Origin of the sequence: Acrocarpospora macrocephala (genome assembly GCF_009687865.1) — a bacterium.
GTDB classification, from domain to species: domain Bacteria; phylum Actinomycetota; class Actinomycetes; order Streptosporangiales; family Streptosporangiaceae; genus Acrocarpospora; species Acrocarpospora macrocephala.
The window spans coordinates 174,991-191,182 of the sequence record NZ_BLAE01000012.1 but is presented as its reverse complement, the minus strand read 5'-3'; the positions used below and the strand labels follow the sequence as shown (position 1 = coordinate 191,182).

Annotated in this window: 15 protein-coding genes; 9 read left to right on the top strand and 6 right to left on the bottom strand. The window is 68.3% G+C overall.

Annotated elements, in window-relative coordinates; genetic code table 11:
• Positions 1 to 131 precede the first annotated feature (131 nt).
• Entirely contained in the window at positions 132 to 335 is a 204-nt protein-coding gene (locus Amac_RS12370) for a fascin domain-containing protein (RefSeq protein ID WP_155354488.1), read from the top strand.
• A 119-nt stretch (positions 336 to 454) separates the two neighbouring features.
• Positions 455 to 2,218, top strand: coding sequence for a hypothetical protein (locus Amac_RS12365; protein ID WP_170322453.1), 1,764 nt, complete (start codon positions 455 to 457; stop codon positions 2,216 to 2,218).
• 44 nt (positions 2,219 to 2,262) lie between these two features.
• On the opposite strand, the gene Amac_RS12360 is transcribed toward Amac_RS12365, so the two are convergent.
• A complete protein-coding gene (locus Amac_RS12360) occupies positions 2,263 to 3,198 on the bottom strand; it encodes a TIM barrel protein (RefSeq protein WP_155351072.1) in 936 nt (311 codons plus the stop codon).
• A gap of 274 nt (positions 3,199 to 3,472) precedes the next feature.
• Positions 3,473 to 4,339 (bottom strand): HhH-GPD family protein, encoded by an 867-nt coding sequence (locus Amac_RS12355; protein ID WP_155354486.1) that lies wholly within the window; start codon positions 4,337 to 4,339, stop codon positions 3,473 to 3,475.
• A gap of 95 nt (positions 4,340 to 4,434) precedes the next feature.
• On the opposite strand from Amac_RS12355, the gene Amac_RS12350 reads away from it, so the two are divergent.
• Positions 4,435 to 5,124, top strand: coding sequence for a hypothetical protein (locus Amac_RS12350; protein ID WP_155354485.1), 690 nt, complete (start codon positions 4,435 to 4,437; stop codon positions 5,122 to 5,124).
• A gap of 13 nt (positions 5,125 to 5,137) precedes the next feature.
• On the opposite strand, the gene disA is transcribed toward Amac_RS12350, so the two are convergent.
• The 3 genes from disA to Amac_RS12335 form a co-directional block, all read right to left on the bottom strand.
• Positions 5,138 to 6,223 carry a DNA integrity scanning diadenylate cyclase DisA gene (disA, locus tag Amac_RS12345; protein ID WP_155354484.1) on the bottom strand — a complete coding sequence of 362 codons (1,086 nt, stop codon included), beginning with the start codon at positions 6,221 to 6,223 and terminating at the stop codon, positions 5,138 to 5,140.
• A 212-nt stretch (positions 6,224 to 6,435) separates the two neighbouring features.
• The gene (gene radA / locus Amac_RS12340) at positions 6,436 to 7,863 is read right to left on the bottom strand and encodes a DNA repair protein RadA (protein WP_155354483.1); all 1,428 of its coding nucleotides are present in this window, start codon (positions 7,861 to 7,863) and stop codon (positions 6,436 to 6,438) included.
• Between the two features lie 284 nt (positions 7,864 to 8,147).
• Positions 8,148 to 8,846 (bottom strand): class I SAM-dependent methyltransferase, encoded by a 699-nt coding sequence (locus Amac_RS12335; RefSeq protein WP_155354482.1) that lies wholly within the window; start codon positions 8,844 to 8,846, stop codon positions 8,148 to 8,150.
• Between the two features lie 94 nt (positions 8,847 to 8,940).
• Here Amac_RS12335 and Amac_RS12330 point away from each other — a divergent pair, with 94 nt between their 5' ends.
• From Amac_RS12330 to Amac_RS12305, 6 genes are all read left to right on the top strand, one after another.
• Positions 8,941 to 9,858: a sugar phosphate isomerase/epimerase family protein gene (locus Amac_RS12330; protein WP_155354481.1), complete on the top strand. Its 918-nt coding sequence runs from the start codon at positions 8,941 to 8,943 to the stop codon at positions 9,856 to 9,858.
• 43 nt (positions 9,859 to 9,901) lie between these two features.
• The gene (locus Amac_RS12325) at positions 9,902 to 10,744 is read left to right on the top strand and encodes a class I SAM-dependent methyltransferase (RefSeq protein WP_155354480.1); all 843 of its coding nucleotides are present in this window, start codon (positions 9,902 to 9,904) and stop codon (positions 10,742 to 10,744) included.
• Between the two features lie 79 nt (positions 10,745 to 10,823).
• A complete protein-coding gene (locus Amac_RS12320) occupies positions 10,824 to 11,417 on the top strand; it encodes a TetR/AcrR family transcriptional regulator (RefSeq protein ID WP_155354479.1) in 594 nt (197 codons plus the stop codon).
• Positions 11,418 to 11,472: 55 nt separating this feature from the next.
• Entirely contained in the window at positions 11,473 to 13,578 is a 2,106-nt protein-coding gene (locus tag Amac_RS12315) for a (Fe-S)-binding protein (protein WP_155354478.1), read from the top strand.
• A 229-nt stretch (positions 13,579 to 13,807) separates the two neighbouring features.
• A complete protein-coding gene (locus Amac_RS12310; RefSeq protein ID WP_155354477.1) occupies positions 13,808 to 14,611 on the top strand; it encodes a hypothetical protein in 804 nt (267 codons plus the stop codon).
• Complete coding sequence (locus Amac_RS12305) at positions 14,608 to 15,681, top strand: glycosyltransferase (protein ID WP_155354476.1); 1,074 nt, start codon at positions 14,608 to 14,610, stop codon at positions 15,679 to 15,681. The genes Amac_RS12310 and Amac_RS12305 overlap by 4 nt, the downstream gene beginning before the upstream one ends.
• 200 nt (positions 15,682 to 15,881) lie before the next feature.
• On the opposite strand, the gene Amac_RS53600 is transcribed toward Amac_RS12305, so the two are convergent.
• Positions 15,882 to 16,043: a hypothetical protein gene (locus Amac_RS53600; protein ID WP_170321787.1), complete on the bottom strand. Its 162-nt coding sequence runs from the start codon at positions 16,041 to 16,043 to the stop codon at positions 15,882 to 15,884.
• Between the last annotated feature and the right edge of the window lie 149 nt (positions 16,044 to 16,192).

Below are 16,192 nucleotides of genomic sequence, written 5' to 3'. Positions count from 1 at the left end.
GCCGCCTCGTTCGGCACCGACCCGCGCGACTGCCTGGTCGTCGAGGACCGTATGTCGCTCGGAGGCCGCTGGAGCCCAGCCGGGGATCGCCAACCGTACCGCCATCGGCCCCTGGGAACGGTTTGACCTTGGTGGCAGCTGAACCCGTATGCCTTCCGGAGCCGCGCGCCGAACGGTTCCGGAAGGCGTACGCGAATGTCGGCAACGGCACCATCGCCCTGCACTCCCGGGCCAACAACATGTATGTCGCTGCGGAGCCCGCCGGAGCCCAGCCGCGGATCGCCAACCGTACCGCCATCGGCCCCTGGGAACGGTTTGACCTTGGTGGCAGCTGAACCCCGTATGCCTTCCGGGGCCGCGCGCCGAAGGGCTCCGGAAGGCATAAGCAAATGTCGGAATTTTTCGGTATTCAAGAACCTTTATGATCTTTCTGGGCAAAGAGAGGGTTCGCGGAGTGTTCCGACAGCGGTTGGCGGCAATTGTCATCGGGCTCTACCTCGTCGTGACCGCGATAGCGGCGGTGCTCGGCGTGGTGAGCGACGATATCTACGCCATCCGGCGATTCGTGGCTTCCCTCCACTTCGGCTGGGAAATCGACGAATACTGGCAGAGCGAACGCGGCCTCGCGGTTACGCTGATCGTCGGGACCCTCGCCGTCAACCTCTGGACGCTCCGCCAGGTCTTCACCCTGCCGCCACGCGCCCCCCGCCCGGCCGACCCGCGGGTGCGCTGGCTGCGCCGCCTCCTCTACCTGGCTGTTGCCGACGTCCTGGTCCTCGACTCGCTCACCGACCTGCTGCTTCCCGATGGCCTGGCCGACACATTCACCCTGCTGGTGTGGGGCCTGATGCAGGTGCTCTTCGCTCTGGTGCTCACCGGTGTGCTCCGCGGACTGGCGCTCACGCTGGCCGTCCTCGACGTGCTGGGCATGGCGGTGGAGGTGGCCGACGAGTTCGGCGCGGACATCCCCAACGCGTTCGAAATCCTCGGCCTGGTCTACCCGTTCTGGCTCCTGCTGATCCTCATCGGCCAGCACCGGGACGGCCGCTGGCGCAGGACCACCATCATCACCGGCTGGACCTTCCTGATCACAGTGCTGGTCCTGCCATTCGTCGCCTTCGCTCTTGAGCGTTTCGGGGATATCCCCATTTTCTCCATCTTCACCGCCTTGGCGATGTTCACCATCCTGAACGCGGCTTGGATGGCCCGCTCCGCGCACGAACTCCACAACCTCGACCCCACGCCCACCCTTCCCCGCCGACGTTCCGGCGGCCTGCGCCTCCTGTCCGCCGTCGCCGTCCTCATCCCGGTCCTCGCGCTGGTCCACCCCGAGGAGACCGCCCGCTTCACCTACACCGGCTGGGAGGACGAATGCATGGACTGGACCGTCCTGCACAAGAAGTTCGGCGACACCCGCCCCCAGGACCGGGATAAAGCCTTCCTCTGCCTCGCCCGCAGCACCATGGACGGCGTCCCGCCGATGTTCGACGACACCGTCCCCGACCAGCGCATCCTCGCGTACGGCAGACGCCTGTGCGACGCCACGACCAGGGAGGAACAGGAAGCGCTGCTGACCCAGGCGGGCAGCCCGCGCCCGGCCTGGGGCGCCGACCCCTGGGACCTCGTTTTCATCTGCCCCGGCAAAATCAGCGAGCAACAGCCCCACCTGCTCGATTCGGAGGCTGCGGAAAAAGCCTCGGCCGCCGCCTGGATAGCCGAGGAGAACGCCAAATGCACCGACCCCTGGCCGAAAGTCCCTGCCAAACGCCAGGGCACGGCCGCCTACTTCCTCTTCGAGGGCGGCGGCTACTCCATCTTCGACGCCAATGACAACTCCGAGGAGGATTCCTTTTCCGCGGCGATCGACGACGGCTTCGTCGCGGTGACCGGCAGCTCCGCCTCCGTGATGACCTACAACGAGAACGAGCCGATCTGCCTGACCGCCAAAGCCTTCCCCACCGCACCCCCACTCCGCCTCAAAGGCTGGGACGAGGTGACCGAACTGAGCATCCTCAGCCGCACCGGCCACCTGGGCATCCCCCTCATGGAGGAAGGCATGGACGAAGGCGCCGGCGCATCCCTCCCCAACCTCGCCCTAACCGGCCCCGGCCGCTACCGCCTCCGCGTCTACGCCCGCGGCGAGGAATTCGCCCCCGAGCAACACCTCATCGTGATCTACCCCGGCCCCTCCACCAAAAAGATCGTCTACCGCCAGTGAACCACCATGACAACACCTGATTGAAGCTCCGGAGGTGTTGGGGTCTAGGCGGCGAGTTTGAGGCCTAGGGCGGTGAGGTTGCGGCGGGTCCAGTCGAGGTCGTCGGCTAGGCGGGCTACCAGGGCGGCGGGGCCCTTGGTTTTGGGGGTGGTCCAGTCGTGGGCCTCGACCTCGATGTGGGCGCTGCCGTTGACGGCGCCGGAGAGGAGGGCGGTGAGGGTGTCCTGGAGGACTGGCTGGGTGCTGGGGATTTCCTGGCTGTGGTTGTGGACGTGGCCGAGTTTGACGACGGGGGCGCCGGCCATGGCCAGGCCGCGGAGGGCCGAGGCGGTCTCTTCGGTGCCGCAGGAGAGGTGGCAGGCGTCCAGGCAGACGCCGAGGTGTTCGGAGTCGATGCCGCAGACACGCTGCAGGGCCTGCTCGGTGGTTTCCAGGACGCAGCCGGGCCAGGGCTCGAACCCGACGCGGATGGTCTTGCCGGTCACGCTGGAGAGACCGCGCAGCTCGCGGGAGAGGCGCTCCAGGCGACGTGAGGCGATCGAGTGCAGGTCGGCGGGCCAGTCCCGGCGCCACCCGATCGGAATCGTGGAGATGCTGCCGAACCGCACATCCTCGGGCAGCAGGAACGCCAGGATCTTCGCGAGCGACATCGTGTACCGGTACCGCTCGGGCTTGGCCCAGTCCGGGCCGGGCGCCTCCTGGTTACGCCCACCCGTCCCGTTGAGGCTCACGACCTCAAGGCCGCGCTCCTCAAGCGAGCGCCGGAGCCGTACCAGCTCGATACGGTCGGCGATCAGGTGGTCGGCCACCGGCGGCGCCAGCCACAGGCCGATGCCGAGCCGGTCCACACCCAGCCGCTTGCGCACAGGCACCGCATACCTGGTCAAGTGCGCGATCAAGTTCTCCAGGTCCTCCGCGGGATGCACACCCGCGTTGTAGGCCAGGTGAACGAGCGTCCCGTCGTCGTGGCGCAGCCGCATCGATGCCTCCAAGCTCCGACCCCATTGGCCCACACGACCTGTCCTGACCGCATGGGACACGAGTCCCTCCGTGCCGGGAATCCGGCCCGGTACGGCGAGCTTGCTCTCGTGCACCGGTCTACGCGTCCGCCCCGCAGCTGATTTCCCGGTAAGCCGCTAGGGTGACGTCGGCAGCGGTCTCACCGTAAGAACGGCGACTTGTGATCCACTTTGGGCGAGACTTGGCCGAATTCGCTCTACGCAGTGTAGTACTACAACCCGTCGCGCGAACACCTTACGTCGGCAAGGCGTAGAAATCGTTGTCGAGAAGTTCGGCGAGACCGTCCGTCAGCAGGCCGTCGAGGGCACGTTCGCGTTGCGCGGTGTTGGACCAGGCGGCGTCGAGAGCGGCCTTGGGCACCGGGCCGGGGGCGTCGCGGAGGACGGCGAGCAGGGCGCCGCGGCACTGGCGGTCGGTCCCCGCGTAGGTCTGGCCGCGGCGGGGCGGACCGTCATGGGCGGGTTTGCCGGTGAGCAGCCACTGACAGCGGCCGGAAACAGGGCAGTCGGCGCAACGGGGGGCGCGAGCCGTACAGATCAGGGCGCCGAGCTCCATAACGGCGACCGCCCAGCGAGGAGCGTCCACAGGCGGGATGAGGGATTCGGCGAGTTTGCGCTCGGGCGCCGTGGTCGCCGTCGGCGGGAACTCCTCGCCGCGGATCGCCCGCGCCAGGACTCGGCGCACGTTCGTGTCGAGTACGGCATGACGCCCGCCATACGCGAAACTGGCCACGGCGGCTGCCGTGTAGTCCCCAATCCCCGGAAGCGTGCGCAACTCGTCGTACGTCGCGGGGACGGTGCCGTCGAAATCGGCCGTGATGGCTTTCGCGCAGGCGTGCAGGTTCAGGGCCCGGCGGGGGTAACCCAGGCGTCCCCAGTGGCGTACGGCTTCGCCTGGGGGTTCCTTGGCGAGAGCGTCAGGGGTGGGCCAGCGGGTGAGCCATTCCTCCCAGATCGGGAGAACCCGGATGACCGGGGTCTGCTGGAGCATGATTTCGCTGACCAGGATGCCCCACGGGGTGGCCTCGGGGCGGCGCCAGGGGAGGTCTCTGTTGTGCTCCGCGTACCAGTCGAGGATCGGGGCATGAAGAGTCACGGTCAGACTCTAGCGGTGTGTGACACCGTACATACTCCGCATCTCGATCTCCCTCGGCGAGGCGTGACGGAGAGTGGACCACGACTCTCCATACTGTCCGTATGGATCCGGACACGTTCCGTGGTGATGTTGGAGTCGAGGGCGGTGACGTCTACTGGCGTCGCCGGGTGTCGGTGCTCACCGGCATGCTCGTGGTGGTGGCCGTCGTGGCCTGGGGCTGCGCCAGCGGCTCGGACAAGCCGACGACCACTCCGAAGGCGGGGTCGGGCGGAACCGACGCGATGGTCGTCTCGCTCCCGTCGCCCAAGGTCTCGCCACCGGCCGCGTCACCACAGCCTTCCGGTAGCCCCACCCATGGACCGCATGGATCGCCGTCCCCGTCGCTCCCGCCGCGCAAGAACGGCGAACCCTGCGTCGCGAACGACCTGGTCGTGAGCCTGAGAGCCAGCCAGGAAATCTACAAAGGCGACCAGATCCCAGGATTCCTCCTCACCGTCGTCAACATCGGCCAGATCGCCTGCACCGCCGACCTGGGCCCCCGCGCCCTCGAAATGCGCATCTCCACCGGCGGCCAGCGCATCTGGTCCACCGCCGACTGCGTGGCCGGCGAAGGCGTCGACCGCCAACTCCTGCACCGAGGCGTCCCCTTCGTCCGCTCCATCCAATGGCCCCGCTACCTCTCCGGAAACGACTGCGCCGCCGACCCCCCCACCGCCCGCAAAGGCAAGTACGTGGCCTTGGCCCGCTTCGGCACCTTGAAAAGCTCCAGAAACGTCTTCCAACTCAAGTGATGTGGAGATCGGCTTAGACGTACCGCTCGAGGATTGAGGATTCGGCGAGGCGGGAGAGGCCTTCGCGGACGTTTCTGGCGCGGGTTTCGCCTACGCCGCCGACGACCTGGAGGTCGTCGATGCTGGCGGCGAGGAGTTTCTGCAGGCCGCCGAAGTGGTCGACGAGGCGGTCGACGATCGTGGTGGGGAGGCGGGGGACTCGGGCCAGGAGGCGGAAGCCGCGCGGGCTTACCGGGGTGTCGAGGGGGTCGGGGCCGGTGTGGCCGAGGATCTGGGCCACGCGGGTGAGGTCGAGGAGGTCCAGGGCGGAGAGGTTGTCGAGGTCGTGGATGGCTTCGGTGAAGCGGCGCGGGCGGCGGGCGCTCGGGGCCGGGAGGTAGTCGCGGATGGTCAGGGCGCGGTCCTCTTCCACGCCGCTGACCAACTCGTCGAGCTGCAGGGAGATGAGGCGGCCGTCGGTGCCCAACTCCACGACGTACCCTTCGATCTCGACGGAGATCCGGCGGACCATCTCCAGGCGTTGCACCACGGCGGAGACGTCGCGAACGGTCACCAGGTCCTCGATTTCGAGGGCGGACAGGGTGCCGGAGACCTCGTCGAGGCGGAGTTTGTAGCGTTCTAGGGTGGCGAGAGCCTGGTTGGCCTTGGACAGAATGGCGGCGGATTCCTCCAAGACGTAGCGCACGCCGTCGAGGTAGAGCGCGATGATGCGCATCGACTTGCTGATCGCGATGACCGGGAACTCGGTCTGGCGGGCCACCCGCTGGGCGGTTCTGTGGCGGGTGCCGGATTCGTCGGTGGGGATGCTCGGGTCGGGCACCAGGTGCACGGCGGCGCGGACGATGCGCAGGTCGCCGCTGTTGAGGACGATCGCGCCGTCCATTTTGGCGAGTTCACGGAGCCGGGTGGCGGCGAACTCGACGTCCAGTTCGAAACCGCCGGTGCAGAGTTCTTCCACGGTGTCGTCGTAGCCGAGGACGATCAGGCCGCCGGTGTGGCCGCGCAGAATGCGTTCTAGCCCGTCGCGAAGCGCGGTTCCAGGGGCGAGGGAGGCCAGTGTGGCTCGTCGGCGCTCGTCCCAGGCTTTGTCGTTGTGCACGTCATGACCCCCGCTGGTCGTGTCTCTGCGCCCAGACGGTCTATCCGCCTCGCGACCGTTCGGTCCGGCCCCGCCGCGGCCCAACTCAGCAGACCCATAGCACCGTCCAGTTTAACTGGGTAACGACATGCTCACCGGATGTGCGTCGGACGCTCCAGACGTTCTCTGCCTCTGTAACGTCGAAGCCGCGCGAGAAGTTCGTGGGGACGCGGTCAGCGGACGTGTTTCAGGGCGTCCCAGACGTTCTCCGCTTCGGTGACGTCGAAGCCGGGTGAGAAATTCGTGGTGCGGATTCCGGTGGGGCGGACTGCCACGAGCTCGCCGCGGCTGGGGGCGGGGTTGAGTTTGAGGGTGTCTTCCACGAGTGAACCGGTGGGGACCAGGGCTCGGGTGAAGCCGAGGCGGGCGGCTTCGGCGAGGCGGCGGCGGACGTCTCGGACTGGGCGGAGTTCACCGGCCAGGCCGACTTCGCCCAGGGCGACCAGGCCGTGCGGGAGCGGTTCGTCGCCGGCCGCGCTGACCACCGAGAGCAGCAGGGCGAGATCGACGGCGGGGTCGGTGAGCCTGATGCCGCCGACGGTCGCGGTGAACACGTCGCATTTGCCGATTTTGGCGTTCAGGCGGCGTTCCATGACGGCTAACACCATGGCCACTCGGTACGAGTCGAGCCCGGAGGACGTCCGGCGGGGTTGCGGGGCTTCGGTCGGGCCGACGAGGGCCTGAAGTTCGGCGGGGATCGGGCGGGTGCCTTCGATGGTGACGGTGACGCAGGTGCCGGGGACCGGTTCCGGGTGGCGGGAGATGAACAGGCCGCTGGGGTCGGTGATGCCGGTGATGCCGCGTTCGTGCAGGTCGAAGCAGCCGACTTCCTCGATCGGGCCGAACCTGTTCTTGATCGCGCGGACCATTCGCAGGCGTGAGTTACGGTCGCCTTCGAAGTGGAGCACGACGTCGACCAGGTGCTCCAGGACGCGAGGGCCGGCGATTGAGCCGTCCTTGGTCACGTGGCCGACCAGAACGGTGGACATGCCGCGTTCCTTGGCCAACCGGGTCAGGTTGGCGGCCACTTCGCGGACCTGCGTCACGCCGCCGGGCACACCCGTGGCGTCGGCGGACCCGATGGTCTGCACGGAGTCGACGATCAGCAGCCGAGGTTGAACCTTCTCGACATGAGTGACAAGGGCTCCCAAATCGGTCTCGGCGGCCAGATAAAGCTGGTCCTCCACGGCACCAATCCGGTCAGCGCGCATCCGGACCTGGGACGCTGACTCCTCGCCCGTCACATACAGAACCGTGTCGTGCTGGGCGGTCCTGGCAGCGGCTTCCAGCAGCAGAGTTGACTTCCCGATCCCAGGCTCCCCGGCCAGCAACACCACCGCACCCGGCACCAGACCACCGCCGAGCACCCGATCCAGCTCGCCCACCCCGGTGGGCCGCGCATGCGCAACCTCCGCCTTCACCTGCCCAATCGGCACGGCCGGCGCCGAAACCGCCCCACCCCTGACCACATTGACGCCCTGCCTGGCCCCCGCCTCCTCAACCGTCCCCCAGGCCTGGCACTCCCCACAGCGCCCCACCCATTTGGCGGCCACCCAGCCACACTCGCCACACCGATACGAAGGCTTCGCAGCTTTACTCACGCCCGGAGGCTACCGGCCCCGACCGACATTCCCACCCCACAAGCCTTCACCGCTCACCCGTGCCCAGTGCTTGCCGTGGTTGTCCCACCCTCCCTCCCTTTGTTTCCTTCCGGGCTCCGCCCGGCCCCGTCGACACGCTGACGGGGTAGGAGAACCACGGCGACCGACAGGGCGGGCGGAAGCCCGCAAGCAATAAAGGGAGGGTGGGTGGGAGAACCACCGCAGACGTTGAGGGTCGGCCGAGCGTCGCGAAGTAGTCGTGCGGAGACCTCACCGGCCGAATGTCAGAAGAGGCGCCAGCGGAGGATTGTCGGGTAGGGCAATTCCAGGCCCGGGATCTCTCTGATGGCGCGTGCTGACACTCCTGGGGTGAACTCGATTCGGAGGACCGCTTCGAGGTCGGCGCGGCGGGTGAACACCATGCGGGGGTCGAGTTCGGCTCGTTGCCAGCCCTGCCGGGACCAGAAGTCTTCCACCGTCCGTGCCGAATATGTCGGCACCGTCGCTCGAAACCATGCCCCGAAGGATCCGCGGGACCCGTCCAGGTCGACCATGAACGCGGCCCCGCCGCGCCGTACGGCCCTGGAGAGCTCTTTCAGACCCGGTTCGCAGCCGGGCCCGAAGAAGTATGCCCAGCGGGCCACGGCCACGTCCACGGACGCGTCAGGGACGGGGAGCGCCTGCGCGGTGGCCACGTGGACGGCGACGTTCCGTAGCTGGGAGCATCGGCGGGAGGCTAGGGCGGCCAGGTCGGGGTGGGGCTCGACGCCGATCACCTGAGCGGCGGACGACGCGTACGCAGGCAGGTGGTAGCCCGTGCCGCAGCCGATGTCGAGAACGGTGGCAGACTCCCAGGGGCGTACCGCGCGGATGGCCATGTCGATCACGCCGTCGGGGTCGACCGCACGGTTCTCGAGCTCGTAGATCTTCGGGTTGTGCCAGATGTTCGGGCTCGGTACGGCGCCCTTCGGAATGCGCGGCATCGCACCACGATAGGCGGCTAGCCCGCCAGAGCGGTTCGCTCGCTTAGTCTGGAATGGTGAGCGAGCGAGCGAGCGTCCGGGTGGGGAGCCGGGGATGAGCCCCGGCGAGCGGACCTACATCGGCGGAGACGACCCCGCGGACGGTGTCCAGCGGGGGGACGCGCGGGTCCCCAACCCCCAGGCGGACGGTGTCCGGCGGGAAGTTGTACGCGTCCCCAATGCCAAGATCGCGCTGTCGACCGCGTCGGTCTACCCCGAGCGAACGCCGGACGCGTTCGAGCTCGCGGCGCGGCTCGGCTACGACGGTGTCGAGATCATGGTGGGGCAGGATCCGGTCAGCCAGGACGTCGAAGTCCTGGAGCGGCTGCGGGATCATTATGAGCTGCCCATTCTGGCCGTGCACGCGCCCTGCCTGCTGGTCACCCAGCGGGTGTGGGGGCGCGATCCGTGGGCCAAGCTGGAGCGGGCCAGGGACGCGGCGCAGCGGCTGGGCGCGCAGACGGTGGTGGTGCATCCGCCGTTCCGCTGGCAGCGGGACTACGCCCGGGACTTCGAGGTCGGGCTGGCCAGGATGCGGGAGGAGACCGACATCGTGTTCGCGGTGGAGAACATGTTCCCGCTCCGGGCCCGGGGCAACGAGGTCGTGCCGTACGCGCCGGACTGGAATCCGGTCGATCACGACTTCCCGCAGGTGACCCTGGATCTGTCGCACACGGCGGTGTCCGGGTCCGACGCCATGGAGATGGCGGCCAAGCTGGGGGATCGCCTCGCCCACCTGCATCTGGCCGACGGGACCGGGATCACCAACAAAGACGAGCATCTGGTGCCGGGCCGGGGGAACCAGCCGTGCGCGCAGATGCTGGAGCGGCTGGCGAACGCGGGCTATGGTGGATTGATCGTGCTGGAGATCAACACGAGGAAGGCGGTCGGCCGGACCGAGCGGATCGACGATCTGGCCGAGGCGCTGGCCTTCGCCCGGCTCCACTTCGCCGCCTCCTCCGCGAAGAGATGAGCCTCCGCGAGATGAGCCTCCGCGAAATGAGCCACGGCGAGAGATGAGCCACCAGGTCTTCGACGTCGACCGGGTGGCGGAGGCGTATGACGCCGCGCGCCCGGAATATCCGCCTGCCCTCTACGCGGCGCTGACCGAACTGTCCGGCATCCGGTTCGAGGGCGCGTTCGCCGTCGACGTCGGCGCCGGCACCGGGATCTCGACGCGCGGGCTGCTGGATCGCGGCGTCCGGGTCGTCGCGGTGGACCGCGCCGCCCGGATGCTCGCCTTCCTCCGCTCCCGTACGGCCGGCGCCGCCCTGCTCGCCGACGGCAACGCGCTCCCGCTCCGGGACGGCCTGGCCGACCTGGTGACGTACGCCCAGTCCTGGCACTGGCTGGACCGTACGGTCTCGATCGCCGAGGCGATCCGGGTGGCCCGCCCGGGCGGCGCGGTGGCGGGCTGGTGGAACACGGTGGACGCGCGCAAGGCCGACTGGCTGGCCGCCTGCCAGGTACGGCTGGCGGACCTGCCGGGCTATACCGGTCCCGCGCAGCCGGGCTGGAGCATGCCGCCGATCGGGGCCGCGATGGCCGCCGCGGGGCTGCGGGTTTCGGAGACCTGGGTGTACTGGACGCGCCGGATCCGGGTGGAGGACTTCCTGACCGATCTGCGTTCGCACTCGTACGTGGCGTCGATGCCGGAAGCCGCCGCCGACGAACTGCTCGACCGGGAGCGCGGCGAGATCCTCCGCGTCTTCCCGGACGGCGAGATGACCATCCCAATGCGGGTATACCTCGCGGTCGGCGTGAAACCTCTCACCCACCGGGCAGTCCCCGCGCTCACCGAACCCGCGGGCCTCCAGGAGCTCAAGCAGCTGGCCGTGGGCCTGACGGAGGGCGCGTGAGCGAACGATCCGGCGGAAGGCATATCGTCGAGCCCACCATGCCCAGACATCCGCGGGAGCGTAAGCAGGCGAAGAGCATATGAGCGAGTCACGCGGCCCCGGGCGTCGTCCCGGGCGTCGTCCCGGTGTTTCCGACACGCGCGGCCAGATCCTCACCGCCGCCCGTGCGATCTTCGCCGAGAAGGGTTTCGACAAGGCGACCATCCGCGGCATCGCCCGCGCGGCCGGCGTCGATCCCGCGCTCGTGCACCACTACTTCGACACCAAAGAGGGCGTCTTCGTCGCCGCCATGCGGCTCCCCTTCGATCCCGCCGTGGTCGTCCCCGTCCTGGTCACCGGACCCCGCGAGGAGGTGGGTGAGCGCCTGGTGCGTTTCATCCTCACCCTCACCGCCGACCCGCAGGCCCGCGAGCCGGTCCTCGCCCTGATCCGGTCCGCCGTCTCCAACGACCAGGCCGTCGCGATGCTCCGCGAGTTCATGGTGGAGGCCATGCTGGGCCGGGTGGCGGCCGCCCTCGGCGTGCCCCTGCTGCGGCTGGAGGCCGCGTTCGCCCAGATGTTCGGCCTGGTTATGGCCCGCCATATTATCCGGATGGAACCGATGGCCTCGGCCGACCCGGAGGAGATCGTCGCCCTGGTCGGACCGACCATCCAGCGTTACGTCGACCCCTGAGTAATTGCTACAGAGCATTGTTCTATGGTGGTCACGTGTCGGAGATGGAGGAGCCATGCTGCTGGTAGCGATTATCGGGCTGGTCATGACGGTGGCGGTGGTCGCCCTGGCGGCCCGTCGGGTGCTGTTCCTCTACCGGCTGGCCACCGTCGGCCAGCCCGCCCCCCAGCGTATCGAGTACGCGAGGAAGAACGCGGGCGCCGAACTGAAAGCCCAACTGGTCGAGGTATTCGGTCAGAAGAAACTGCTCAAGTGGACGCCGTCGGGCGTAGCGCACTTTTTCGTCATGTGGGCGTTCATCATCCTGCTGACCGTCTACATCGAGGCGTACGGCGCGATCATCCAGGGCGCCATCACCGGTCGCCCCAACTTCCACATCCCGTTGATCGGGACCTGGCCGGTGCTGGGCTTCCTCCAGGATTTCATCGCGCTGGCCTGCGTGGTCGGCCTGATCGCCTTCGCGGTCATCCGGGTCAGGAACGCGCCGACGAAGCTCGGCCGCGAGTCCCGGTTCTCCGGCTCGCATCTGGGCGGCGCCTGGCTGATCCTTTTCATGATCTTCAACGTGATCTGGACGCTGTTCCTGGCCCGCGCCGCCGCCGTCAAGACCGGCAACTTCCCGTACGAATCGGGCGCCTTCTTCACCCACGCCGTGGCGAAGATCCTGCCCTCCAGCCAGCTGCTGGAAGAGATCGCGCTGCTGCTGCACATCGGTGTCATGCTGGTGTTCCTGCTGATCGTGGTGCATTCCAAGCACCTGCACATCTTCACCGCGCCGCTGAACGTGCTGTTCTCGCGCCGCCCCGACGGCCTGGGCCCGGCGCAGGAGATGCGCAGCGGCGGCAAGGTGCTGGACTTCGAGGAGGCCGACCCGGAGACCGACGTGTTCGGCCGGGGCAAGCTGGCCGACTCCACCTGGAAGGACTTCCTGGACTTCTACACCTGCACCGAGTGCGGGCGTTGCCAGTCCCAGTGCCCGGCGTGGATCACCGACAAGCCGCTCTCCCCGAAGATGCTCATCCTGGATCAGCGGGACCACGCCTTCAAGGTCGCGCCGTATCTGCTGATGAGCGAGGAGCAGCGCTCGCACCAGGGTGAGGACGTGCTGGCCCTGCTGGACAAGCCGCTGGTCGGGGTGGACGGGGTGATCCACCCGGACGTGCTGTGGTCGTGCACCAACTGCGGCGCGTGCGTCGAGCAGTGCCCGGTGGACATCGAGCACATCGACCACATCCTGGACATGCGCCGCTACCAGGTCATGATCGAGTCCTCGTTCCCGTCCGAGGCGGGGGTGATGCTGAAGAACCTGGAGAACAAGGGCAACCCGTGGGGCATGCCGGAGATGAAGCGGGCCGAGTGGGTGGCCGAGCTCGACTTCGAGGTCGAGATCGTCGACGAGAAGATGCCCGAGGATGCCGAATACCTGTTCTGGGTCGGCTGCGCGGGCGCGCTGGAGGACCGCGCCAAGAAGACCACCAAGGCGGTCGCTGAGCTGCTGCACATCGCGGGTGTGAAGTTCGCGGTGCTCGGCCCGATGGAGGCCTGCACCGGTGATCCGGCGCGGCGGCTGGGCATGGAGTTCCTGTTCAACATGCTGGCCCAGCAGAACATCGAGACGCTGAACGAGGCCGGGGTCAAGAAGATCGTGGCCACCTGCCCGCACTGCTTCAACACCCTGGCCAACGAGTACCCGCAGCTCGGCGGGACCTACGAGGTCGTGCACCACACCCAGCTGCTGGCCCACCTGGTCGACACCGGCAAGCTCACCCCGATCACGCCGATCGAGGAGAAGATCACCTACCACGACCCGTGCTTCCTGGGCCGCCACAACAAGGTCTACGCCCAGCCGCGCGACATCATGGCCAAGGTGCCCGGCGTGCAGACCCAGGAGATGCACCGCTGCAAGGACCGCGGCTTCTGCTGCGGCGCGGGCGGCGCCCGCATGTGGATGGAAGAGCGCATCGGCAAGCGCATCAACACCGAACGCGTGGACGAGGCTCTGACCACCGACCCGGACACCGTCTCCACCGCCTGCCCGTTCTGCCTGGTCATGCTCGGCGACGCCATCAACGAGAAGAAGAACACCGGCGCCGCCAAGAGCACCCTGGAAGTCGTGGACGTGGCCCAACTCCTGATCAAGTCGGTAAAGTCCGAAGGGTAATCGCCGCACCGTTAGTCGTATGTCCCGGCTTGGCCGCGCCTGTGTCGGGACTGAGGAACGCAGGTCGCGGAGCGGCCGGAGTGACGAGGGAAGACACAGGCTGAAGGCGGCCAAGCCCGCCGATCCGGAGGATCGGCCAATGTCACAGCATCACAAAAAGCTTTCTCCACATAACGGGAAAATCACGGTAACCTCAACGTTGGCTCAATCAACGGGGAGGGGGCTGAAAGTGGGTGTGGTCGTCACTGATGCTGAGGTAACCCTGGCGGACGTCCTCTCCCTGAAGATGGCCATCCAAGAACCCTTGGCGGCGGGAACCCAGCTCGTGCTTCGGCACCGGGGGAGCGGGGCGGAACGGCGGGTGATGCTCGGCACGCCGGGTCGGCGTGCCCGGGAGGCCAGCGTGGCCGTCTCGCTCGGTCCGCTCGCGTTATTGCCCGGCCGCTGGGACGCCTACCTGCAGCAGGATGGCCCGCGCACCCGGATGCAGAGCGTGGATCCGGGTTTCTCGCTGGACCGCCTCGACGCGTACGCGCTGGGTCGCCGCACGATGGCCTACCGCGCCTACCGGACCCGCAACGGCTTCCTGGCCATCAAGATCGCCGAAGCCGCGCCGGTCGCGGATGTCCGGGCGGTCTGGTTCCGGGAAGGTCGTTTCGAGGTGACCGGGCTGCTCGCGTACACCGGCCTGATCGACGACGACCAGCATCACACCGCCCGGCTGGCGCTGCGCCACAGCGACGCCCAGGTGATCGCCACCGCGACCGTTCAGGGCGTGCGGTTCCATGCCGCGCTCTCGCTGTGCGACGTGCTGGCCGCCACGCCGGACTCGCAGGGCGTCTGGGAGCCCTCGCTGGAGGTCGAGGGGGTGGACGAGCCGCTGGCGCTCGGCGCGAGCCTGGACGACGTGGAGGGCAAACGCCGCAGGGTGCACTATCCGGCCACCCGCATCGACGGCGTGCCGATCAAACCGAGCTTCACCGCCGACGACCAGCTCCGCCTCGAAGTCGGCCCGGGGATGAGCGCGGCGTGAAGATCACGTTCCTGATGCCCTCCGCCTACGGGATGCGCGGCGACGTCCGGGCCACGCTCAACCTGGCCGCCGCCCTCGCGGACCGGCAGGACGTCGAGATCATCAGCGTCAAGCGCACCAGGGACGCGCCGTTCTTCCCGATCGACGGCCGGATCAGGCTGCGCTGGCTGGTCGACGCCCGCCCCGGCCCGCACCTGCTGCCCCGCGGCCAGGTCCGCACCGAGGTGGCCCTCTGGCGGGCCATCCGCGCCGTCCGCGCCGACGTCCTGATCACCGCCCGCCCGGGCCTGAGCGTGCAGTCCGCCCGGTACGCCCCGCGCGAGACCATCAGAATCGCCCGCGAATGGACCAGACCGGCCGTCCCTGGACCGGTCCGCCGGTTCTACCCCCGCCTGGACGCCGTGGTCACCAACACCGAGACCGGCCGCGACGAGTGGTCCCGCCTGCTCGACGACGAGCTCTCCGTGCACACCATCCCCGACGCCCTCCCGGCGGGCCCCTGGCCACGTTCCAGGATGGACAACCGCATCATCAGCGCGGGCGGGCGCTGGGTCGCCCCCAAAGCCTTCGACCGGCTGGTACGGGCCTTCGCCGTGGTCGCCGACAAACGCCCCGACTGGCGGCTGCGCCTCTACGGCGCCGGCTCGGAGGAGAAGCGCCTGCGCGCCCTGGTCGCCGAGCTGAGCCTGCACAATCACGTCTACTTCATGGGCACCACCCCCGATCTGCCCGGCGAGTTCGCCAAGGCGTCGATCGTGGCGGTGCCGTCCCGGCACGAGGTGCTCGGCATGACCGTGGTCGAGGCGCTCGGCTGCGGCGTCCCCGTCGTCGGATTCGACGGCCCGCGCGGCCTGAGCGAGTTCGTACGCCCCGGCAGGGACAGCGTCCTGGTCCAGCAGGGGTCCGGCGAGACAGAGGCGTACGCGGCCGCGCTGCTGTCCCTGGTGGACGATGAGCGGCGCCGGATGACCCTCGCCGCCGGTGCCCTGGAGTCGGCCGCCGCGCACGCCGCCCCCGCCGTCGCGGCCCGCTGGCAAGAACTGATGTTCGGCCTACGTTCCCGCGTGTGATACAAGCACGGACTAGTTCCCTGGCTTGGCCGCGCCTGTGTCTGGACTGAGGAACGCAGGTCGCGGAGCGGCCGGAGTGACGAGGGAAGACGCAGGCTGAAGGCGGCCAAGCCCGCCGATCCGGAGGATCGGCCATAAACACAGCCCAAAAAACTATCCCGGACCCCAAGTGGAGTCCGGGATCAGTTCCGTCAGTGACTTCAGCGGCTCGCCGAAGTCCGCAACCCGAGCGCGTTGTCGAGCTCCTCCAAGGTCAGTCGGTCATCCGTGTAGTTCACGGCCGCCAGCACCTCGGCGTAGAGCGCGATCTCGTCCAACGCGACACGGTCATGGACCCGAGAGTCCAGGTCGTCGTGCCCCACCGCGCTGTCCTTCCTTCCGCAGCCCACACCCACTTCGAGGTTACGTCCGTGTGTCTTGGCGCGACATGGCCCATCGGGACCATTCCTGACGCCGGGCGTCCCTCCACTGACCATTTCCCGGATTCTGAGATCACAATTCGGTGAATTCT